This window comes from Pseudomonas sp. M20 (genome assembly GCF_045037865.1).
GTDB lineage: Bacteria > Pseudomonadota > Gammaproteobacteria > Pseudomonadales > Pseudomonadaceae > Aquipseudomonas.
The window spans coordinates 4,077,006-4,098,579 of sequence record NZ_CP173611.1 but is presented as its reverse complement, the minus strand read 5'-3'; the positions used below and the strand labels follow the sequence as shown (position 1 = coordinate 4,098,579).

General features: G+C 59.1%; 17 protein-coding genes. 11 read left to right on the top strand and 6 right to left on the bottom strand.

Annotated features, from left to right (window positions below):
• Positions 1-4: 4 nt before the first annotated feature.
• A complete protein-coding gene (locus ACI514_RS18145; protein WP_160056592.1) occupies positions 5-919 on the bottom strand; it encodes a LysR family transcriptional regulator in 915 nt (304 codons plus the stop codon).
• Positions 920-1,078: 159 nt separating this feature from the next.
• On the opposite strand from ACI514_RS18145, the gene ACI514_RS18140 reads away from it, so the two are divergent.
• The 4 genes from ACI514_RS18140 to ACI514_RS18125 all read left to right on the top strand — a co-directional run bounded on the left by ACI514_RS18140 (position 1,079) and on the right by ACI514_RS18125 (position 4,801).
• A complete protein-coding gene (locus ACI514_RS18140; RefSeq protein ID WP_038358414.1) occupies positions 1,079-2,365 on the top strand; it encodes an MFS transporter in 1,287 nt (428 codons plus the stop codon).
• A 62-nt stretch (positions 2,366-2,427) separates the two neighbouring features.
• Entirely contained in the window at positions 2,428-3,180 is a 753-nt protein-coding gene (locus ACI514_RS18135; RefSeq protein ID WP_405122144.1) for a 5-oxoprolinase subunit PxpA, read from the top strand.
• Entirely contained in the window at positions 3,177-3,881 is a 705-nt protein-coding gene (locus ACI514_RS18130; RefSeq protein ID WP_160056596.1) for an allophanate hydrolase subunit 1, read from the top strand. The genes ACI514_RS18135 and ACI514_RS18130 overlap by 4 nt, the downstream gene beginning before the upstream one ends.
• A complete protein-coding gene (locus ACI514_RS18125; protein ID WP_160056598.1) occupies positions 3,878-4,801 on the top strand; it encodes a biotin-dependent carboxyltransferase family protein in 924 nt (307 codons plus the stop codon). The genes ACI514_RS18130 and ACI514_RS18125 overlap by 4 nt, the downstream gene beginning before the upstream one ends.
• Before the next feature lie 92 nt (positions 4,802-4,893).
• Here ACI514_RS18125 and ACI514_RS18120 read toward each other — a convergent pair whose 3' ends face one another.
• Together ACI514_RS18120 and ACI514_RS18115 are read right to left on the bottom strand one after the other, a co-directional pair.
• Positions 4,894-6,072, bottom strand: coding sequence for a VWA domain-containing protein (locus tag ACI514_RS18120; RefSeq protein WP_007911295.1), 1,179 nt, complete (start codon positions 6,070-6,072; stop codon positions 4,894-4,896).
• A gap of 12 nt (positions 6,073-6,084) precedes the next feature.
• Positions 6,085-6,930, bottom strand: coding sequence for a MoxR family ATPase (locus ACI514_RS18115; protein ID WP_007911294.1), 846 nt, complete (start codon positions 6,928-6,930; stop codon positions 6,085-6,087).
• A 288-nt stretch (positions 6,931-7,218) separates the two neighbouring features.
• Here ACI514_RS18115 and ACI514_RS18110 point away from each other — a divergent pair, with 288 nt between their 5' ends.
• Positions 7,219-7,515: a DUF2442 domain-containing protein gene (locus ACI514_RS18110; protein ID WP_238785231.1), complete on the top strand. Its 297-nt coding sequence runs from the start codon at positions 7,219-7,221 to the stop codon at positions 7,513-7,515.
• On the opposite strand, the gene ACI514_RS18105 is transcribed toward ACI514_RS18110, so the two are convergent.
• Entirely contained in the window at positions 7,475-8,551 is a 1,077-nt protein-coding gene (locus ACI514_RS18105; protein ID WP_405122143.1) for a DUF748 domain-containing protein, read from the bottom strand. The genes ACI514_RS18110 and ACI514_RS18105 overlap by 41 nt on opposite strands.
• 127 nt (positions 8,552-8,678) lie before the next feature.
• Between ACI514_RS18105 and cysK the strand changes: the two genes are divergently transcribed.
• The 4 genes from cysK to ACI514_RS18085 all read left to right on the top strand — a co-directional run bounded on the left by cysK (position 8,679) and on the right by ACI514_RS18085 (position 12,361).
• A complete protein-coding gene (gene cysK, locus ACI514_RS18100) occupies positions 8,679-9,653 on the top strand; it encodes a cysteine synthase A (protein WP_127926224.1) in 975 nt (324 codons plus the stop codon).
• 184 nt (positions 9,654-9,837) lie between these two features.
• Positions 9,838-10,776, top strand: coding sequence for an aspartyl/asparaginyl beta-hydroxylase domain-containing protein (locus tag ACI514_RS18095; RefSeq protein WP_160056604.1), 939 nt, complete (start codon positions 9,838-9,840; stop codon positions 10,774-10,776).
• 461 nt (positions 10,777-11,237) lie between these two features.
• Positions 11,238-11,402: a hypothetical protein gene (locus ACI514_RS18090; protein ID WP_162835961.1), complete on the top strand. Its 165-nt coding sequence runs from the start codon at positions 11,238-11,240 to the stop codon at positions 11,400-11,402.
• Between the two features lie 95 nt (positions 11,403-11,497).
• Positions 11,498-12,361 (top strand): DMT family transporter, encoded by an 864-nt coding sequence (locus ACI514_RS18085; RefSeq protein ID WP_405122142.1) that lies wholly within the window; start codon positions 11,498-11,500, stop codon positions 12,359-12,361.
• Between the two features lie 121 nt (positions 12,362-12,482).
• Here the strand turns inward: ACI514_RS18085 and ACI514_RS18080 are convergent, their stop codons facing one another.
• Positions 12,483-13,391 (bottom strand): DMT family transporter, encoded by a 909-nt coding sequence (locus tag ACI514_RS18080; RefSeq protein ID WP_160056608.1) that lies wholly within the window; start codon positions 13,389-13,391, stop codon positions 12,483-12,485.
• An 85-nt stretch (positions 13,392-13,476) separates the two neighbouring features.
• On the bottom strand, positions 13,477-15,102 hold the full coding sequence (locus ACI514_RS18075) for a methyl-accepting chemotaxis protein (RefSeq protein WP_160056610.1): 1,626 nt from the start codon (positions 15,100-15,102) through the stop codon (positions 13,477-13,479).
• Positions 15,103-15,499: 397 nt separating this feature from the next.
• On the opposite strand from ACI514_RS18075, the gene aceK reads away from it, so the two are divergent.
• Positions 15,500-17,221: a bifunctional isocitrate dehydrogenase kinase/phosphatase gene (aceK, locus tag ACI514_RS18070; RefSeq protein ID WP_405122141.1), complete on the top strand. Its 1,722-nt coding sequence runs from the start codon at positions 15,500-15,502 to the stop codon at positions 17,219-17,221.
• A 270-nt stretch (positions 17,222-17,491) separates the two neighbouring features.
• Positions 17,492-21,403: an ATP-dependent RNA helicase HrpA gene (hrpA, locus tag ACI514_RS18065; RefSeq protein ID WP_405122140.1), complete on the top strand. Its 3,912-nt coding sequence runs from the start codon at positions 17,492-17,494 to the stop codon at positions 21,401-21,403.
• Positions 21,404-21,574: the final 171 nt, after the last annotated feature.

Here is a 21,574-nt window from a genome sequence, read left to right as displayed (position 1 = left end):
GCTGTTAAGGGGTCAAAACCACATACCCATCACCGACCTTCTGCGCATACCCCACCAGCACCTGCTGACACAACGTCACAATCTCCTCGACCCACTCAACCCCCACCCGCCACGACACCACCACCTGCAAGTCCGGCGGCCGTTGATCAATCGCCAACAAGGTCAATTCGCCCCGCGCCAGTTCCTCAGCCACCAGCACCGGCGGCAGCACACCAATACCAAACCCATCACGCAACAACCGCGTGATCGCCGACACCGAATTCACGCAATTCAAGCGCGGCGCTATCACGCCGCTCGCCTGCATCAACGCCAGCAGGTCCTGATGCGGCCGGGAGTTTTTCGAGTAGGTGATGATCCGCTCCTGCGCCAGTTCGGTGAGGTCGGCGTAGTCGCGGTTGTAGATCGAATTACTGGCGACAATCCAGCCCAGCGGATGGCTGGCCAGCTCCAGACTGCGCACGCTTTCATGGCGGATCAGGTCAGTTTGCAGAACGATGTCGAGAAAGCCTTTTTGCAATTGATCGCAGAGGTTCAGCGAAGTATCCGCCACCAGCTCGATTTCCACCCGTGGATACAGGTCGGTCATTTGCGCCACCAACGGGCTGAGCCAGGTGTGAATCACCGTGTCCATCACGCCGATACGTACACGGCCGACCTTGCTCGACCGGGTCTCGATCGACTGTTTCAGTGCTGACATGGTGTCCAGCATCTGCTCGGCATACTCCAGCACTTTCAACCCTTCGGGCGTCAGGCTGACACCACGTGAATCGCGCAAAAACAGCTTCACCCCCAGCTCACCCTCCAACACCGCGATGCGGCTGGAAATCGACGCCTGGGTGGTGAACAGCTTGTCGGCGGTCAGGCGAAAACTCTTCAGGCGGGCGACCCAGACAAAGGTCTCGAGAAACTTCAGGTTCATGGGCAAGGCTCGGGTGACAAATTTTTCTTATGGCTAAGGCGGGTTTTTATTCGTTGGACGCAGCAGGGCCGCGCGACGAAAAATCGACGCATCCGGTCCCCACGATAGGCGTCGTCGGGGCTACGAACAAGACCAATAAAAAACCTGCGGAGATAAGCCATGCGTGCTCCCGACACCCTAGAAGTACCCAAGGCAACGGCGCGTCCCGGGCCTTTCGACTGGTATCGCAACATCAACCAACAGGAGCGCCGCACGTTCTGGAGCTGCAAGATCGGCTACGGTCTGGACGGCATGGACACGCAGATGCTCAGCTTCGTCGTGCCGACGCTGATCGCGATGTGGGGCATTACCACCGGTGAGGCCGGGCTGATTCACACCAGCACCTTGATCGCTTCGGCCATCGGCGGCTGGGTCGCCGGAATTCTCTCCGACCGCATCGGTCGTGTGCGCACCCTGCAACTGACCGTGCTGTGGTTCGCCTTCTTTACCTTCCTCTGCGGCTTCGCGCAAAACTACGAACAACTGCTGATCGCCCGGACCTTGATGGGCTTCGGTTTCGGCGGCGAATGGACCGCCGGGGCGGTGCTGATCGGCGAGGTCATCCGCGCCAAGGATCGCGGCAAAGCGGTGGGCATGGTGCAATCCGGGTGGGCGTTGGGCTGGGGACTGACGGCGATTCTGTATGCGTTGCTGTTCTCGGTATTGCCGCCGGAAGATGCCTGGCGGGCGCTGTTCATCCTCGGCATCGTGCCGGCGATTTTTGTGATTTTTGTCCGCCGTCTGGTGAAGGATCCGGAGATCTACCGCGAAGCCAAGGCGCAGCAAACGCCAGAAAACCAATCGAAGTTCTATGAGATCTTCGCCCCCGGCATGCTCTTCACCACGTTTCGCGCTTCGCTGCTGACCACCGGCGCGCTGGGTGGTTACTACGCGATCACTTCGTGGCTTCCGACCTTTCTGAAAAACGAACGCGGCTTGAGCGTACTCGGCACGGGCGGTTATCTGGCGATGGTGATTGTCGGCTCTTACGTCGGTTACGTGATCAGCGCTTATCTGACTGACCTGCTGGGGCGGAAAAAGAACTTCATCCTCTTCGCAGTCGGCTCGTTCACCATCGTTCTGCTCTACACGCAGTTGCCGGTGAGCAACGGCGTGATGCTGTGGCTGGGCTTCCCGCTGGGCTTCTTCGCCTCGGGGATTTTCAGCGGCATGGGCGCGTTTCTGACCGAGCTGTTTCCCACGCGAATTCGCGGTTCGGGGCAGGGCTTTTGCTACAACATCGGTCGGGCGCTGGCGGCATTGTTTCCGCTGCTGATTGGTCTGCTTAGCCAGAAAGTACCGTTGAGCGTAGGCATTGGTGCCTTTGCCGCAGTGTCTTACGGCGTGGTGATTATCGCGGCGTTGAGTCTGCCGGAAACCCGAGGCAAGCAACTCGATGCGCAGTAACTGATAACCTGCGCAGCACAGTCCTACAGATAAAAAGACAAGCACCTACAGGAGTGTTCACCGTGAGCCGCCTGCTATTGAATTGCGACATTGGCGAGAGCTTCGGCAGTTGGACCATGGGTCTGGATGCCGAGGTCATGCCCTTCATCGATTGCGCCAACGTGGCCTGTGGTTTCCACGCGGGTGATCCGAGCATCATGCGCAAGACCGTCAGCCTGGCGTTGAGCCACGGCGTGCAGATCGGCGCACACCCGGCCTATCAGGACCTGGTCGGATTCGGTCGACGTTCCATGGCGTACTCGGCGCAAGAACTGCAAGACATTCTGCATTACCAGATCGGTGCCCTCGACGGCATCTGCCAAGCCCAGGGCGGGCGCGTCAGTTACGTCAAACCCCATGGCGCGATGTACAACGACATGATGGCCAACCCCGCGCAATTGCGTGCAGTGATCCAGGCGGTGGCTGCTTACGACCGCAGTCTGCCGGTGATGCTCATGGCTACTCGCGACAACTGCGCCGCGCAGCAGATCGGTGATGAGTACGGAGTGACCCTGTGGTTCGAAGCCTTCGCTGACCGCGCCTACGACAGCGCCGGCAAACTGGTTTCACGGCAATTGCCGGGCGCGGTGCATCACGATGCCGAAACCATTATCGAACAAGCCCTGACCATCGCCCGTGGCGACAACCTCATCGCCAGCGACGGCAGCGCCTTGCTGCTGCACGCCAATACCCTCTGCGTTCACGGCGACAACGCCAGTTCGGTCGCCGCCGTGCAGCGCATTCGCGAGGCCTTGAATCAGCAGAGTGCGCCATGAACCCAAGGATTGAAGTGGTGGCACTGGATTGCCTGATGCTGCGGCTGTTCGATGAAATCGTCGAAGCCAACATGCCTTGGATGCTCGCTGCCAGTGAGCGTTTGCGTGCGGTATTCGGCGAGCAACTGATTGATCTGGTGCCGTCCTATACGACGTTGATGGTGCATTACGATCTGACGGCTCTGAGCCCGAGTCAGGCGCGGGAGTTGATCGCCGAGGCGTTGATCGACCTGTCGCCGAATGTGCGAACTGGCGGTCAATGTCATGTGTTGCCGGTCTGGTATGACTTGAGCGTCGGCCCGGAATTGGTCCTGCTGGCCGAGCGCAGTGGGCTGGCAGTGGAGGAGGTGATACGTCGCCACAGTGGTCGCGAATATCAGGTGTTTGCGCTTGGCTTTGCGCCGGGATTCGCGTTTATGGGGTTGGTCGAAGAAGTGCTTGCCGCGCCTCGCCTGAACACGCCACGCAAAAAAGTCGCTGCCGGTAGCGTCGGCATTGCCGAACGGCAGACGGCGGCTTACCCCGTGGTCTCTCCCGGCGGCTGGAATCTGATCGGCCGCACCCCGGCCAAATTGTTCGACCGCAACCGCGAGGGCTACAGTCTGATGCAACCGGGCGACACGGTGCGATTCGAAGCGGTCAGTCATGCCGAGTTCGTCAATCTGGGCGGCGATGACACGCCACTGGAGGTGCAGGCATGAGCCGACTGACGATTGAAGCGAGTACGCCGCTGTGCCTGTTGCAGGACGCAGGACGTTTCGGCGTGCGCCATCTGGGCGTCACCCAGGGCGGCGCAGCGGACTGGTGCTCAATGAGCTGGGCCAACTGGTTGCTGGGCAACGGACTGGATGTGCCGGTGATCGAAATCACCCTCGGCGGCCTTGCCGTCATCGCGGAGGAGGACTGCTTGCTGGCGCTGGCTGGAGCTGATCTTGGCGCGCAGATTGAGGGTCAACCGCTGGCGCCGTGGCGCAGTTTCAAGTTGGGTAAAGGACAGAAGTTGCTGTTCACGCAGCCGTTGCTTGGGGCTCGGGCCTATCTGGCGGCGCCCGGTGGTTTTGATGCACCGAAGGTGCTGGGCAGTAGCGCCACGGTTGTACGTGAAGAACTCGGTGGTCTGGATGGCATGGGTTTGCCGTTGGCCGCGGAATCAACGCTGAGTTATCGCGGGGAATCGCTGTGGGTACGGGAAGTGCCGTTGGCGTTGCGGCCGGATCTGAAGTCGAATGCACCACTGGATCTGGTGCTCGGTGCGCAGATTGGCCATTTCAGCGGGCAGAGTCTGTTCGATGCATTCAACAGTGCCTGGAGGCTGGACAGTCGCGCCGATCGCATGGGCATTCGCTTGCTCGGCAAAGCGTTGCAATACCAAGGCCAGCCGATGATTTCCGAGGGTATTCCGTTAGGCGCCGTTCAAGTGCCACCGGACGGGCAGCCGATTGTGTTGCTCAATGATCGGCAGACGATTGGCGGTTATCCGCGATTGGGCGCGTTGACGCCGATGGCGTTGGCGCGGTTGGCGCAGTGTCTGCCGGGGGCGCAGGTGCGGTTGCGGCCGGTGGTGCAGGAGGTTGCGCACCGTGAGCACACCAAATATCTGCAGCGCTTCAAAGATAGCTAGAAGCATCGCGAGCAGGCTCACTCCTACAGGGGAACGCATTCCAAATGTAGGAGTGAGCCTGCTCGCGATAGCGTCCGTACAGACAAAGCAGGTTATTTGGAAAGAAACCGCATCCCTTCCTCAAGCCCGCGCAACGTCAACGGATACATCTGATCCTCGATCAGATCCCGCACGATATTGGTCGATGAGGTATAGCCCCAGGTATCTTTCGGATACGGGTTGATCCAGATGAGCTTCTTGTACTTCTCCATGAAGCGCTGCATCCACACGTAGCCCGGCTCTTCGTTCCAGTGCTCGACACTGCCGCCGGCCTGGGTGATTTCATAAGGCGCCATGGCTGCGTCACCGATGAAGATCACTTTGTAGTCGGCGCCGTACTTGTGCAACAGATCCTGGGTCGAGGTGCGCTCGGAGGTGCGGCGCATGTTGTTCTTCCACACCGATTCGTAAACGAAGTTGTGGAAGTAGAAATACTCCAGATGCTTGAACTCGGTCTTGCAGGCCGAGAACAGCTCTTCGCAAATCTTCACATGCGCGTCCATCGAACCGCCGATGTCGAACAGCAGCAACAGCTTCACGGTGTTGCGTCGCTCGGGGCGCATCTGGATATTCAGCAGACCGGCGTCCTTGGCGGTGTGGTCGATGGTGCCGTCGATGTCCAGCTCTTCTGCCGCGCCTTGGCGGGCGAATTTGCGCAGTCGGCGCAGGGCGACTTTGATATTGCGCGTGCCCAGTTCCACCGAATCATCGAGGTTCTTGTATTCGCGCTGATCCCAGACTTTCACCGCTTTGCCTTGGCGTTTGCCGGCATCGCCAACGCGAATGCCTTCCGGGTTGAAGCCACCGGAGCCGAACGGGCTGGTGCCGCCAGTGCCAATCCATTTATTGCCGCCGGCGTGGCGTTCCTTCTGTTCTTCCAGACGTTTCTTGAACTCTTCGATCAGCTTGTCCAGACCGCCGAGGGACTGGATCTGCGCGCGTTCCTCGTCGCTCAGCGAGCGCTCGAACTCCTTGCGCAGCCAGTCTTCGGGAATCAGCGCCTGCAAGTGATCATCGAGCTTTTCGAGACCATTGAAGTAGGCGCCGAACGCGCGGTCGAACTTGTCGAAATGGCGTTCGTCCTTGACCAGAATCGCCCGCGACAAGTAGTAGAACTCGTCCATGTCGGCGAAGGTCACGCGCTGTTTCAGCGCGTTGATCAGGTCGAGCAACTCGCGCACGGACACGGGCACCTTGGCGGCACGCATTTCATTGAACAGGTTGAGCAACATGGCATCAGCCTCTTAGCGGGTGCCGCGACGGCTCATGAACGCCAGGCGCTCAAGCAGTTGCACGTCCTGTTCGTTCTTCACCAGCGCACCGGCCAGCGGCGGGATGGCTTTAGTCGGATCACGTTCGCGCAGCACCGCTTCGCCGATGTTGTCGGCCATCAGCAGCTTGAGCCAGTCGACCAGTTCCGAGGTCGACGGCTTCTTCTTCAGGCCCGGCACCTTGCGCACATCGAAGAACACGTCCAGCGCTTCGCTGACCAGATCCTTCTTGATGTCCGGGTAGTGCACGTCAACGATTTTCTGCAGGGTGGTGCGGTCGGGGAAGGCGATGTAGTGGAAGAAGCAGCGGCGCAGGAAGGCATCCGGCAGCTCTTTTTCATTGTTAGAGGTAATGATGATGATCGGGCGCTTCTTGGCCTTGATGGTCTCGTCGATCTCGTAAACGTAGAACTCCATCTTGTCGAGTTCTTGCAGCAAGTCGTTAGGGAACTCGATGTCAGCCTTGTCGATTTCATCGATCAGCAGAATGACCCGCTCTTCGGACTCGAACGCCTCCCAGAGCTTGCCTTTCTTCAAGTAGTTGCGCACGTCGTGGACTTTTTCATTGCCCAATTGCGAGTCGCGCAGGCGGCTGACCGCATCGTACTCGTACAGGCCCTGATGGGCTTTGGTGGTGGATTTGATGTGCCAAGTGATCAACTTGGCGCCGAACGATTCGGCCAGTTGCTCGGCGAGCATGGTCTTGCCGGTGCCCGGCTCGCCCTTGACCAGCAGCGGCCGCTCCAGAGTGATGGCGGCGTTGACCGCCAGCTTCAGGTCATCGGTGGCGACGTAGGCCTGGGTGCCTTCGAACTTCATCTGCTAATCCTCGAACGGTAACGCCGACCTGACGGGCAGGGCGGGGGCGAAATAATCGGATGCCCGACTATAACGCGCAGGCCGGTCGACTGTGAACGCAGACGGCTTATTCAGTCTCTGAATGGGGCGTCACATGTTGACTCAGTCTCGGCCGATGGCCGGTATTCAGGCCTCGTTGATTTGACGATAGCCTTCAGGATGTCCACTGAATCTGTGGCGAGGGAGCTTGCTCCCGCTGGGCTGCGAAGCAGTCCCCATGTACCTGGAGGCGCTGAATTGATGCTATCCATGAAACGACCACGCTTGGCGGCAGTTACTGCACTCTCTGATTGCCGGCTTGCACTGGACTTTGTTGATGGTCGAGCGCTGACACTCGATTTGAGTCGAGATATTCAAACGTGTAAGCAGTTGCAGCCCTTGCTTGATCCCCAAGTCTTTGCGACTGCCATCTTGGGCGATAAAGGTTGGACCGTTGAATGGCCGGCCCCGGATATTCAGATTGGCGCCGATACTCTATATCTGGATGCTTTTCCAGAAATGAACCCTAACCCGCATCCGGCTTCGGCCGCTCATACCGCGCATTGAATGCCTGTACGAAACCATTACGCAAAATCTGCAAAAACGCTTCGAACGCGCTGATATTTTGCTGATGTACGTTGCCTCTGAGCTCAACTTTGGTGGCGAACTGGTTTTTCGCCTGGTTCTTCAGCACGGTTTCCGTGCCGCCCACCAGCGCCTCCCAGACTGAGCGGAAAATGCTCTTGTTCTTGTTTTCCACGTCCTGCTGCCAGTTGAACACTTCGACATCGCGCAGCAGCGGTTTGATGTAGCCGTTGACCTGGGCCTTTTTTGCCTGGGCTTCGATCACCACGTCACCGTGGCCGGCGTTGAAGTCGAACTTGCCGTAGGCCGAGGCGAAGTCGTTCATTCGTTTAAGTTCGATGTCTTTGGCGCGCAGACGGAATTCGAAGTCCTCGAAGTTGCTCAGCGGGTCGAACGTGGCGGTGGTTTCCAGCGGTGCATGCCCCAGCAGCAGGGCTTTGCCTTCAAAGCGGGCGTCGCGTTTGCCCTGTTTGTCGACTACGTTGGTCAGGTTGTAGATGCTCGCGTCGACATTGGTCGCGTTCATGTTGACCGGTGGCTTGGAGTTGAAATTGCGGAAGCTGATCTTGCCGTCTTGAATCTGTACTTCGTCGAGGGTGATCGGCAGCAATTTACCCAGTTGCGCGCGCCAGTCGGTTCCTTGACCGGTCTGGGAGTTCTGCTTGTTGGCCCCGCCATCGACGAAATTGATCTCGGGATTGACGAATTTCACTTGCGCCACCACAGCATGGTCGTACCACAGCGAATGCCAGCTGACCGCCAGATCGATCAGCGGTGCGTTAACGAATGGTACCGGTACCTTGCCGTCGACCTTGACGATTTTCAGCCCGTTGATCTTGTAGGCGCCGCGCCATAGGGCCAGATCGACATCAGTGATCTGGCCCCGATAATCACCCATATCCGCGAGTTTGCCGTTCAGGTAGTCGCGCACCATGTAAGGCAGCGCAATATGCAGCGCGATCAGCAGCACAACGACGACGACAAAAATCCCTAGTGGCCAACTGTAGCGACGCTTCATGACGGCAATTCCCTGACGATGTAAGCGATTGACTATTGCCTGGCGCAGTCGTTCGACCCGACTGGACTGCGCCAGGCAACAGGCATACCTTTGAAGGCTGAATTCAATGCTGCATAAGGACCCAGCCATGAGCCGTATTTTTGCTGACAACGCCCATTCCATCGGTAATACGCCGCTGGTGCAGATCAACCGTATCGCGCCGCGTGGCGTGACTATTCTGGCCAAGATCGAAGGGCGCAACCCCGGTTATTCGGTCAAGTGCCGGATCGGCGCCAACATGATCTGGGACGCCGAAAGCAGCGGCAAACTCAAGCCGGGCATGACCATTGTCGAGCCTACGTCGGGTAATACAGGCATTGGCCTGGCATTTGTGGCTGCTGCCCGTGGTTACAAATTGATGCTGACCATGCCGGCCTCGATGAGTATCGAGCGTCGCAAGGTTCTCAAGGCTTTGGGCGCCGAACTGGTGTTGACCGAGCCGGCCAAGGGCATGAAAGGCGCCATCGAAAAGGCCGCCGAGATCGTTGCCAGCGATGCCGATAAATACTTCATGCCGGCGCAGTTCGACAACCCGGCCAACCCGGCGATTCACGAAAAAACCACGGGTCCGGAAATCTGGAACGACACCGATGGCGCCGTCGATGTACTGGTCGCGGGCGTCGGCACCGGCGGAACCATCACCGGTGTTTCGCGGTATATCAAGAATACCCAGGGCAAACCGATCCTGTCGGTAGCGGTGGAGCCGATGTCATCGCCAGTAATCACCCAAGCGCTGGCCGGTGAAGAGATCAAACCGAGCCCGCACAAGATTCAGGGGATCGGTGCCGGTTTTGTGCCGAAAAACCTTGATCTGTCGATGGTGGACCGAGTCGAGCAGGTCACCGACGACGAATCCAAGGCCATGGCGCTGCGCTTGATGCAGGAAGAAGGGATTTTGTGCGGCATCTCCTGCGGTGCAGCGATGGCGGTAGCAGTGCGTCTGGCTGAGACTCCGGAAATGCAGGGCAAGACTATCGTGGTGATTCTGCCGGACTCCGGCGAGCGTTATCTGTCGAGCATGTTGTTCAGTGATCTGTTTACCGAACAGGAGACGCAGCAGTAACCGAGTTGATTCAGGTCAGCCAGGGTTCAGGATCGTTATGCTAATAAATGCTTTGTTGCGCAATTCTTAACACTGAATCTTGTGTAAGGCGGGTTTTGCCCGGCGCCGGTAGTGTTTATCATGGCCGGCTGCCATGCCGGGTAAAGGGCATTGCGCAGCGTTGTCTTTATTCAAGGAGTCGTTGATGACCTTTTCGTTAGCCGCCAAGGTATTGGTGCTGCTGCTGTTTGTGGGCAGCATCCTGTATGTGCATTTGCGCGGCAAGGCGCGTTTGCCGGTTCTGCGCCAGTTCGTCAACCACTCGGCACTGTTCGCCCCGTACAACGCCTTGATGTACCTGTTCTCCGGCGTCCCGTCCAAGCCGTACCTGGATCGCAGCAAGTTCCCGGAACTGGATGTGCTGCGCGACAACTGGGAAACCATTCGCGACGAAGCCATGCATTTGTTCGATGAGGGCTATATTCGCGCGGCGGAAAAGAACAACGACGCCGGTTTCGGCTCGTTCTTCAAGAAGGGCTGGAAGCGTTTCTACCTCAAGTGGTATGACAAACCTCTACCATCTGCCGAAACCCTGTGCCCGAAAACCGTGGCGCTGGTCAGCGCGATTCCCAACGTCAAAGGGGCGATGTTTGCGTTGCTGCCGGGGGGCAGTCACCTGAACCCGCATCGTGACCCGTTTGCCGGCTCGCTGCGCTATCACCTCGGCCTGTCGACGCCGAACTCCGACGATTGCCGGATCTTCGTCGATGGCCAGGTCTACGCCTGGCGTGACGGCGAAGACGTGATGTTCGACGAAACCTACGTGCACTGGGTCAAGAACGAAACCGACCAAACCCGCGTGATTCTGTTCTGCGACGTCGAGCGTCCGCTGAGCAACCGCTTCATGACCCGCATCAATCGCTCGATCAGCGCTTGGCTCGGCCGTGCGACCGCACCGCAGAACCTTGATGATGAACGCGTCGGCGGGATCAACCAGGCCTATGCCTGGAGCAAGAACTTCAGCGACAAGTTCAGTGGCGTGGTCAAACAGTGGAAGCGCCGTCATCCGAAGGCTTACCGCGTGATGCGGCCGGTGTTGGCAGTGGTGGTGTTGACGTTGTTGGGGTATTGGCTGTTTGGTTGAGGCTGAATCGCAGGCAATAAAAAACCGCTCCTTGAGAGCGGTTTTTTTATGAAGAGAAGGTGAACGAAGCGCCAGCGAGGACGCCTCCTGGCTCTTCCGCGGCTGGATTCACCAATGCTTCTCTGATTCGGTGCAACTCCCGTTCAGACAACTTTCCGGAAGAGCGTTTTCTATCAGCTTTTATCGATCTGGCGCCTGGCGCTTTTTTTTCAACGGCAGCCTTCATGGTGTCTCCGGCGTTGATCATTAAATGAGCAGTTGTCCGATACTAGTCTTAGTCAATTAGCCCTTGTCCCCCATGGTTTGGTGTCGCGATTGCAATCCAGCCTATTCACCTTGCGGCCAACTGTCCCTGCTGGCCCTTTGTCCAAATCATTGCAATCCATGTCCCACGCTGGTTATAGTCGGCGCTCGTGAGTCGTATGCCTCACCTTCCACCCTCTCAAAAAAGATCTGCGCCAATGCCTGCATCCCTCATCAACGCGGTAGTCGATTCAGCGGTCAACGCTGGCGTCGTGCCGTGCGGGAATCAGCAGCCCAAGCAGATCAGTCATTACCCTCCACCTGTCAGTAGCACGCCGGTGTGCGCAGTCGTATCACCGCCGGGCGTTGGCGTTTCGGGCTGATCGGCAGTTTCTGCTGACCCCTGCGCCCGCCAGAAAAACCTACTGAATTTCAGCTTCGGCTGAGTTGGCTCCTTGCCTGACTACAGGTGGTATTCATGTTTGTCCTTTCGAAAAAATCCGCGCTCGCGGCTGCGTCCACGAGCCTGTTCGTTCTGCTGTGGAGCAGCGGGGCGATCTTCTCCAAATGGGGCCTGGCGCACGCTTCGCCGTTTGCCTTTCTGCTGATTCGCTTTGTGATTGCCCTGTGTGGGCTTCTGCTGTTGGCGCCGCTGCTCAAACTGAAGTTGCCCAAGGGGGGGCGGCCGATGCTGTTTGCGATCGCCACGGGTGTGGTGTTGTTGGGCGCTTATCAGATTTTCTATCTGCTGGCGCTCAACACCAAAGTCACCCCCGGTGTGATGGCGACCATCATGGGCGTGCAGCCGATTCTCACCGTCGTCTTGATGGAGCGGCAGCGCTCGGCCAGCCGCCTGTTCGGTCTGGCGCTGGGGCTGGCGGGGCTGATCATGGTGGTGTACCAGGGCATCAGTCTGGCCGGGATGTCCTGGGCGGGAATGCTGTTTGGTCTGTTGGCGCTGGCGAGCATGACGCTGGGCTCGATCATGCAGAAACGCATCACCGACAATCCCCTCGGCACACTGCCGGTGCAATATCTGGCCGGGCTATTGTTGTGCGGGATCTTCGTGCCGTTTCAGCCGTTCCATTTTGAACACAGCACCGGTTTTATCGTGCCGGTGTTGTGGATGGGGCTGGTGGTCTCGGTGCTGGCGACGCTGTTGCTGTATCGGCTGATCGCGCGGGGCAATCTGGTGAATGTCACCAGTTTGTTCTATCTGGTACCGGCGGTGACGGCGGTGATGGATTATCTGATTTTCGACAATCGCCTGGCAGTGTTGAGTGTGCTGGGGATGCTGTTGATCATTGTCGGTCTAGCGTTTGTGTTCCGTAAAACCAGCTAACAGATCGTCAGGTGGCGGCTTTTAGGCCGCCGATCGCGAGCACGCTCACTCCTACAGGGGAACGCATTCCAATTGTAGGAGTGAGCCTGCTCGCGATGGCCTTTTCGGCAACAGCACAAATTTATCGGGCCGGCACCTCAGCCGACTTCACCACCGCCGGCTTCAACACCAACCACAACGCCGCCGCAATCAACACCCCGCCGTAGACATGCGCCATCGATAACGGCTCATCCAGCAACAACGCCCCCCACAGCACGCCAAACGGCGGAATCATGAAGGTCACGGTCATCGACTTCACCGGGCCGATCGAACTGAGCAGGCGGAAATAAATGATGTAGGCAAACGCCGTGCAGCCCAGACCCAGGCCCAGCAGCGACAGCCAGACATTCCAGCCGCCCCAACTGACGGGTGGAGCGCTGATCACGCTATAAATGAACAACGGCAACAGGAACAACGTCGCACCGAGCATGCTGCCCAGCGCCGACAGACGACTGTCCAGTCCACCGGCCTGATCCAGCCAGCGCCGCGCGAGGAATCCGGCAAAACCATAACAAGTGGTTGCGAGCAGACAGGCAACGGCGCCCATCAACAGCTGCAAGTCGAACGCCACGGGGCCGGCACGGGTCAGCACGCCAACACCGAATAGCCCGAGAAACACCCCACCCAACTTGGCTGCGGAGAGTTTTTCACTGAAGAACAACCCGCCAATCAGTACGCCCATCAGCGGCGTGGTGGCATTGAAAATCGCCGAGTAGCCGGCCGGCAGTACCTGGGCCGCAACCGAATACAGCGTCGCCGGAATCCCTGAGTTGATGACGCCCAGCAGCATCACGGTTTTCAGTTTGCCTTTGAAATCCCAGCGCACGCGCATCAGCCCGAGGATTACCAGCAGCCCTGCAGCCGCAATCGACACGCGAAAGAACCCGGTCGGAATCGTGCCGATCACCGGCGCAATAATGCGCATGAACAGAAAGCTCGCGCCCCATATGGCCGCCAGCGACAACATACGGAAAATATCGACAGGGCTCACGGCGGGTCTCCTTCCTTGATCGGGACGAGAGTGTTGCCGAGCGCCCTGACGAAGGCAACCGCTATTCGGGCATGCAACTTTCCGATCAGATCACAAAGCGTGTCACCAGGCCGTTGAGATCGACGGCCAGACGCGACAGTTCCTGGCTCGCGGCCGAGGTCTGAGTGGCGCCGGCGGCGGTCTGCGTTGAGAGGTCACGGATGGTCACCAGATTCTGATCGACCTCACGCGCCACCAATGCCTGCTGCTCGGCCGCGCTGGCGATCACCAGGTTGCGTTGGTTGATCTGCGAGATCGACGCGGTGATTTTTTCCAGTGCCTGACCGGCACTGTTGGCGCGGCGCAGCGTCTGACCCGCCTGTTCGGCACTGCTCTGCAACGCGCCAACGGTTGCCCCGGTGCCTTGCTGGATGCTGCTGATCATCAGCTCGATTTCTTCGGTGGAATTTTGCGTGCGTTGGGCCAGCGAACGCACTTCATCGGCGACCACGGCGAAGCCGCGGCCGGCCTCACCGGCCCGAGCCGCTTCGATCGCCGCATTGAGCGCCAACAGGTTGGTCTGCCCGGCAATCCCGCGAATCACCTCCAGCACTTTGCTGATGTTCTGCGCCTGCGTGGCCAGACCCTCGGCTTGTCCGGAAGCACCGAGTACCGCATCGACCAGTTGCTGAATCGAGCTGATGGTTTCGCTGACCTGTACATGGCCGTGCTTGCTGTCTTCGTTGGAGGCAGCGGACGCTTCGGCGCTGGACACAGCGTTGGCGGCGACTTCATCCACTGCTGTGCTCATCTCGGTGACCGCCGTGGCGGCTTGTTCGATTTGATCGTTCTGCTGCTGCAGGCCGCGAGTACTTTGCTCCATCACCGAACTCATTTCCTCGGCAGCGGAAGCCAGTTGCTGTGCCGATTCGCTAATACCGCGGATGGTCGAGCGCAGATTGCCCTGCATCTCGGCCAAGGCGTCGAGCAACTGCGACGCCTCATCTTTGCCGCTACTGATAATTTCGCCATTGAGATTGCCGGCAGCAATGCGCCGCGCCACATTCAGTGCCTGATTGATCGGCGTGGTGATGCTGCGGGTCAGCAACCAGGCCAATAGCAATGTGGCAATCAGGGCGACCACGATGATCGTTGCGACGATCCATAATGCCTGCTGATACATCTGCGCAGCGGCTTTGGCGGCGGCATCCGCGCCTTGTTGGTTGAGGCTGATCATCTGCTCCAGCGTCTTGTCGAGCACAGTGCCCTGCGGTGCCAGTTCGTTGCTCAAACGCGTGGCAGCCTGCTCGTTCTGCCCCGCGTCAATCTGGCTGACAATCTGATCGAGAATGCTCAGGTATTTGCCGACGGCCGCGTTCAAGCCGTCGAGCATCGCCTGTTCCTGATCACTGGCGATCAAGGCTTTATGATCGTTGAGGCGTTTGAGCAACTCCTCACGTTGCGCCTTGAGGATGCCGTTGCTTCGGTCGCGCACAGCAGGCTGGGAGTTGGTGATCAGACGCAACGATTCGAGACGGATGCTGGCGATGTTCGCCGCCGCGTCATGAATGCTCTCGATGCTCGGCATCCATGATTCTTCGATCACCGCAGCACTTTCGCGCAGGGTTTTCATCTGGCCCAGACCGAACAGGCCGACCACCACCAGCAGACTGGCCAAAACGGCGAAGCTCAAACTGGCGCGCAAACCTATGCGCAGATTCCGGATAGACATCAGTGTGCTCCTTGATCTTTGAGGGGGGAGGTCGTCCTCGTCAGCGAGGATCTTGTTATGAGGCGGGTGATGGCGGGCTATATATCAAAGTGCCACTATTTTGGTAAGACCAATCTGGGGGCGTCGTTGAGGGGGCGTGAATTTGCAGCAAAACCACGGCCTAGACGCGTCTGCTTTGTATTGGATCCGAAGCCCAGAGAATTCGCGGGCTGGCGCGGAGCGGCAAGAAGGATTGCTCAGGCGATTAGCTGACCGAACGGTCGATTAAAAAAACTTTGCAAAAAATGCTTTTGGCGTCAACCCCGGCGCAGATTTGGCAGAAATTGCACTTCACCTGTGTGCGCATCCGTAGCTAAGCTCAGGCACAGATTTCCAAATGCACGCCGAGGTCTTATTTATGCCGCAGCAATGGCCAGCCACCGACATCGCCCGCATGATCCTCGATGGCTTTGACGATTACCGCGAGCATTTCCGGCGGATCACCGACGGCGCCCGGGAGCGCTTCGAGCAGGCGCGCTGGCAGGAGACGCAAACGGCGTCGGCGGCGCGGATCAATCTCTATGAAGAAAAGGTCAGCGAAACCATCGCCCGCCTGCGTGAATACTTCGATGACGAAACGCTGACGAATGTCAGTTGCTGGCCGCTGGTGAAAAGCGCCTACATCAGCGTCATCGACCTGCGCTTCGACGATGAGCTGTCCGAGACCTGGTACAACTCGATTTTCTGCGGTCTGTTCAGCCATGACCTGATCAGCGACGGCTGCATGTTCATCCACACCACGCGTCCGAGCCTGCGCCGCGCCCGTGCCGCGCAAACCCGTACGTACAAACCACAGGGACAGCTGTCGGGGATGCTCGCGAGCATTTTTGCCGACTATCGTTTCAGCGAGGACTACGCCGATCTGCCCGGCGATTTGCTTCGCCTCGAAGCACAACTGCGCGAGAATCTGCCGGACTGGGTGTGCAAGGACCCGGAACTCAGCGTCGAGCTGTTTTCCTCGGTGCTCTACCGCAACAAAGGCGCGTATCTGGTCGGGCGTATTTACACCCGCGACGAGCAGTGGCCGCTGGTGATTCCGCTGCTGCACCGCGAAGGACGCGGGATCCAGATCGATGCGCTGATCACCGACGAAGCCGATGTGTCGATCATTTTCTCGTTCACCCGTTCGTACTTCATGGTCGATGTGCCGGTGCCGGCGGAATTCATCGGTTTCCTGCGGCGCATTCTGCCGGGTAAGCACATCGCCGAGCTGTACACCTCGATCGGCTTCTACAAGCACGGAAAATCCGAGTTCTACCGTGCACTGATCAATCATCTGGCCAACACCGACGACCAGTTCATCATGGCCCCGGGCGTACGCGGCATGGTCATGAGCGTGTTCACCCTGCCGGGCTTCAACACCGTATTCAAAATCATCAAGGACCGTTTCTCGCCGTCGAAAAACGTCGACCGTGCCACGGTGATCGAGAAGTACCGGCTGGTAAAAAGTGTCGACCGGGTAGGGCGCATGGCCGATACCCAGGAGTTTGCCGACTTCCGTTTTCCGCTGAGCAAATTTGATCCGGCGTGTCTTGAGGAGTTGCTGGAAGTCGCACCGTCGACGGTGTCGGTCGAAGGCGACACAGTGCTGATCCGCCACTGCTGGACCGAGCGGCGAATGACCCCGCTCAATCTGTATCTGGAAAACGCCAACGACGCGCAGGTGCGCGAGTCGCTGGAGGATTACGGCCTGGCGATCAAGCAACTGGCAGCGGCGAACATCTTTCCCGGCGACATGCTGCTGAAGAACTTCGGCGTTACCCGGCATGGGCGGGTGGTGTTTTATGACTACGACGAGATCTGCTTTCTGACCGAAGCCAACTTCCGCCACATCCCAGCGCCGCGCACGCCGGAGGACGAAATGGCCTCCGAACCGTGGTATTCGATCGGGCCGCTGGATGTGTTTCCCGAGGAGTTTCCGCCGTTCCTGTTTGCCGATTCCGGGCAGCGCAAGTTGTTCGATCAGTTGCATGGCGAGTTGTATAACGCCGATTACTGGAAGAGCCTGCAGGAGGCGATTCGGGCGGGGAAGGTCATTGATGTCTTTCCGTATCGGCGCAGAGGCTTGGATAACGAGTAAGCCCTGAAACCCTCACCCCAGCCCTCTCCCAAGGGGAGAGGGGGCCGACCGAGGTGTCTTGGAGCAAACGCCGACCTGAAAGATTTTGGCGATTATGGATTCGGTGATGCACGTTCAGGTCGGCGAAGCTGGCAAAGTTGACTCGGTCGGTCCCCTCTCCCTCCGGGAGAGGGCTAGGGTGAGGGCAGCAATCCCCCAGACACGCCACAAATCCGCCAAATCTGCGACAATCCGCCCCCTGCATAAATAGACGACCGAATTGCCTACCCGATGACCGACGAATCGCCCTCCATCGACAAACTGCTGAAAAACCTCGATCACGCCATGCTCGCCGACCGTCACCGGCTGCGGCGGCAGTTGCTTGAGCTGCGCAAGAAACCCGACGAGGCCAAGCTGGCCCAGTGGGTGACGCGCATGCAGGCGTCCTGTGATCAGGTGCTGGCGCGCAAGGCGAGCCTGCCGGTGATTCGTTACGACGACAGTTTGCCGATCGCCGCCAAGCGTGACGAAATCAAGAAGGCGCTGGAGCAGCATCAGGTTCTGATCATCGCCGGCGAAACCGGTTCGGGTAAAACCACCCAGTTGCCGAAAATCTGTCTGGAAATCGGTCGCGGCCAGCACGGTCTGATTGGCCACACGCAACCGCGCCGAATCGCCGCACGCAGCGTCGCCAGCCGCGTTGCCGAGGAACTCGGCACGCCGCTCGGTTCGCTGGTCGGCTATCAGGTACGTTTCGAGGATCAAAGCGATTCCAACACCCTGATCAAGCTGATGACCGACGGCATCCTGCTCGCGGAAACCCAGAACGATCGCTACCTCGAACGCTACGACACGATCATCGTCGATGAAGCCCACGAGCGCAGCCTCAACATCGACTTCCTGCTCGGTTACCTGAAAACCCTGTTGCCGCGCCGCCCGGATCTGAAAGTCATCATTACTTCGGCGACCATCGATCTGGAGCGCTTCTCCAAACATTTCGATGATGCGCCGATTGTTGAAGTGTCCGGTCGTACCTTCCCGGTGGACACCTGGTATCGCCCGTTGACCCTGGAGCAGGACGAAGAGGGCAACCGCGTCGAGGATGACCTGACCGTCGATCAGGCGATCCTCGCTACTCTCGATGAAATTGCCGCTTACGAACGCAGCGAGCGTCGCAGTCCCGGTGACGTGCTGGTGTTCCTGCCCGGCGAGCGTGAGATTCGCGACGCTGCCGACATGCTGCGCAAGGCACAAATCAAACACACTGAAATCCTGCCGCTGTACGCGCGCCTGTCGCCGGCCGAGCAGCAGCGGATTTTCCAGTCGCACCCGGGCCGTCGCGTGGTGCTGGCGACCAACGTCGCCGAGACCTCGCTGACCGTGCCGGGCATCCGTTACGTGATCGACAGCGGCACTGCGCGCATCAGCCGCTATAGCTATCGTGCCAAGGTCCAGCGCTTGCCGATCGAAGCGATTTCCCAGGCCAGCGCCAATCAGCGTAAAGGCCGTTGCGGTCGGGTCGAGCCGGGCATTTGCATTCGGTTGTACAGCGAAGAAGATTTTAACGGGCGCCCGGAATTCACCGATCCGGAGATTCTGCGCACTAACCTCGCGGCAGTTATCCTGCAGATGCTGCATCTGCGCCTCGGCGAGATCACCGCGTTTCCGTTCATTGAACCGCCGGATGGCAAGGCGATCAGTGACGGTTTCAACCTTCTGCAAGAACTCTCTGCAGTCGATCGCAACAGTCAGTTGACGCCGCTGGGTCGGCAGTTGGCGCGCTTGCCGGTCGACCCGCGCATGGGCCGCATGCTGCTCGAAGCGGCCAAGCTCGGCAGCCTGCAGGAAGTGCTGATCGTCGCCAGTGCGATGTCGATTCAAGACCCGCGCGAGCGGCCGCCGGAGCGTCAGCAAGCCGCCGATCAGGCCCACGCGCAATGGAAAGACATCGATTCGGACTTCGCCGGTTTGGTGAATCTGTGGCGTGGCTTTGAAGAGCAGCGCCAGGCGTTGACCGCGAGTCCGCTACGCAACTGGTGCCGCAAGAATTTCCTCAACTATCTACGCTTGCGCGAATGGCGCGATTCCCACCGCCAGTTGAGCCTGATCTGCCGTGACATGCAGCTCAGCCTTAACAAAGAGCCGGCGGATTATCCGAAACTGCACAAAGCGGTACTGGTCGGTTTGCTCAGCCAGATCGGTCAGAAAACCGAGGACGGCGATTATCTTGGTGCGCGTCAGCGGCGTTTCTGGATTCACCCGTCGTCGGGCATCGGCAAGAAGCGCCCGCAATGGCTGATGACCGCCGAACTGGTGGAAACCACCAAGCTCTACGCGCGCATGGTCGCCAAGATCGACGCCGACTGGATCGAGCCGCTGGCCGGGCACCTGATCAAGAAAAACCACTTCGAACCGCATTGGGAGAAGAAGCGCGGCCAGGTCGTCGCGTTTGAACAGATCACCCTGTTCGGGCTGATCGTGGTCGGCCGCCGCCCGGTGCATTACGGTCCGGTCGATCCAGTGGTTTCGCGTGAGCTGTTTATCCGTGAAGGTCTGGTGCGTGGCGAGATTCAGTCGAAAGCCAAGTGTCTGAGCGCCAACAAACAACTGCTGGAACAGCTCGACGAACTGGAAGCCAAGGCCCGTCGCCGCGACATTCTTGCCGACGAAGAAACCCTGTACGCGTTCTACGATGCGCGTTTGCCGGCGGAGATTCACCAGACCGCGACCTTCGACAGTTGGTATCGCATCAACAGTCAGAAAGACCCGCAGCTGCTGATCATGCGCGAAGAAGACGTGCTGGCCCGCGAGGCCAGTGAAGTCACCGCGCGTGATTACCCGGACACCCTGCACATCGGTGATCTGGAACTGGCGCTGACCTACCACTTCGAACCCAATCACCCGCGTGACGGCGTGACCCTGCGCGTGCCCGCGCCGCTGCTGCCGATGCTGCCGCCGGAACGCCTGGAGTGGCTGGTGCCGGGGCTGATCGAGGCCAAGTGCATCGCCCTCGTACGCAACTTGCCGAAAGCGCTGCGCAAGAATTTTGTGCCTGTGCCGGACTTCATCAAGGCTGCCTTGCAACGTATGACCTTTGCCGAAGGTTCGTTGCCGCAAGCGCTGGGCCGTGAATTGCTGCGCATGACCGGCGCGCGGGTCAGCGATGAGGCGTGGGCAGAAGCCGAGCTAGGCGTCGAGGGGCATCTGCGGATGAACCTGGAAATCGTCGACGGCCAGGGCAAGTTCCTCGGCGAAGGCCGCGATCTGGCTGAGCTGACCGCACGGTTTGCCGAAGCCAGTCAGGCCGCGTTGGCCGTGCCGCAAAGTGCGAAAAGCCAGCAACCGGTAGAGGCGAAAGTCTTCGCGCCGGTGGCAGAAAAGACTCAACAGAAGATCGCCGGGTTGTCGATGACGGTGTATCCGGCGCTGGTCGAAGAGGGCGGTACGGTCAAGGAAGGGCGCTTTTCGACCCCGGCCGAGGCCGAGTTCCAGCATCGCCGCGCGTTGCAGCGGTTGTTGATGCAGCAACTGGCGGAGCCGGCCAAATTCCTGCGCGGCAAGTTGCCGGGGCAGACCGAACTGGGCTTGCTCTATCGCGAGCTGGGCCGCGTTGATGCGCTGGTTGAAGACATTCTGCTGGCTAGCCTCGACAGCTGCATTCTCGAAGGCGAAGACCCGTTGCCCCGTGACGGTGCCGGGTTGGCGGCGTTGGCCGAGCGCAAACGCGGCAGTTGGACCGAGCACGCCGAGCGCGTGGCGCGGTTGACGCTGGAGATTCTCAAGCTCTGGCACGGTCTGCAAAAACGCTTCAAAGGCAAGATCGACCTGGCGCAAGCCGTGGCGCTGAATGACATCAAGCAGCAAATCAACAATCTGGTGTATCCGGGTTTTGTCCGCGAGACGCCGATGCAGTGGCTCAAAGAGTTGCCGCGTTACTTGAAGGCGGTCGAGCAGCGTTTCGAAAAGCTCGGTGCGCAGGTGCAGAAGGATCGCGTCTGGAGCGGCGAACTCGCCGGCCTCTGGACGCAATACCAGACCCGCGCAGCGAAACATGCGCAGGAAGGCAAACGCGATCCGCAGCTTGAGTTGTATCGCTGGTGGCTGGAGGAATACCGGGTCTCGCTGTTCGCCCAGCAGTTGGGCACGAAAACGCCGATTTCAGACAAACGCCTGAACAAGCAGTGGACTCAGGTCGAACCCTGACCTTGAGCCGTACGCAATCCCCTGTAGGAGTGAGCCTGCTCGCGATTGCGGTGTGTCAGTCACATTATCACTGGCAGACAGACCGCTATCGCGAGCAGGCTCACTCCTACAGGGGGATCGCGTTTAGAAGGAGAAAGGCGCCAAAAGCCCACGTTTATGGCAAACTTCGCG

Excerpts from the sequence above, each read along its gene's own strand:
- hrpA (WP_405122140.1), top strand. The coding sequence starts at position 17,492 with ATGACCGACGAATCGCCCTCCATCGACAAACTGCTGAAAAACCTCGAT.
- aceK (WP_405122141.1), top strand. The coding sequence starts at position 15,500 with ATGCCGCAGCAATGGCCAGCCACCGACATCGCCCGCATGATCCTCGAT.
- ACI514_RS18085 (WP_405122142.1), top strand. The coding sequence starts at position 11,498 with ATGTTTGTCCTTTCGAAAAAATCCGCGCTCGCGGCTGCGTCCACGAGC.
- ACI514_RS18090 (WP_162835961.1), top strand. The coding sequence starts at position 11,238 with ATGCCTGCATCCCTCATCAACGCGGTAGTCGATTCAGCGGTCAACGCT.
- ACI514_RS18075 (WP_160056610.1), bottom strand. The coding sequence starts at position 15,102 with ATGTCTATCCGGAATCTGCGCATAGGTTTGCGCGCCAGTTTGAGCTTC.
- ACI514_RS18130 (WP_160056596.1), top strand. The coding sequence starts at position 3,177 with ATGAACCCAAGGATTGAAGTGGTGGCACTGGATTGCCTGATGCTGCGG.
- ACI514_RS18125 (WP_160056598.1), top strand. The coding sequence starts at position 3,878 with ATGAGCCGACTGACGATTGAAGCGAGTACGCCGCTGTGCCTGTTGCAG.
- ACI514_RS18145 (WP_160056592.1), bottom strand. The coding sequence starts at position 919 with ATGAACCTGAAGTTTCTCGAGACCTTTGTCTGGGTCGCCCGCCTGAAG.
- ACI514_RS18105 (WP_405122143.1), bottom strand. The coding sequence starts at position 8,551 with ATGAAGCGTCGCTACAGTTGGCCACTAGGGATTTTTGTCGTCGTCGTT.
- cysK (WP_127926224.1), top strand. The coding sequence starts at position 8,679 with ATGAGCCGTATTTTTGCTGACAACGCCCATTCCATCGGTAATACGCCG.
- ACI514_RS18110 (WP_238785231.1), top strand. The coding sequence starts at position 7,219 with ATGAAACGACCACGCTTGGCGGCAGTTACTGCACTCTCTGATTGCCGG.
- ACI514_RS18120 (WP_007911295.1), bottom strand. The coding sequence starts at position 6,072 with ATGTTGCTCAACCTGTTCAATGAAATGCGTGCCGCCAAGGTGCCCGTG.
- ACI514_RS18115 (WP_007911294.1), bottom strand. The coding sequence starts at position 6,930 with ATGAAGTTCGAAGGCACCCAGGCCTACGTCGCCACCGATGACCTGAAG.
- ACI514_RS18095 (WP_160056604.1), top strand. The coding sequence starts at position 9,838 with ATGACCTTTTCGTTAGCCGCCAAGGTATTGGTGCTGCTGCTGTTTGTG.
- ACI514_RS18140 (WP_038358414.1), top strand. The coding sequence starts at position 1,079 with ATGCGTGCTCCCGACACCCTAGAAGTACCCAAGGCAACGGCGCGTCCC.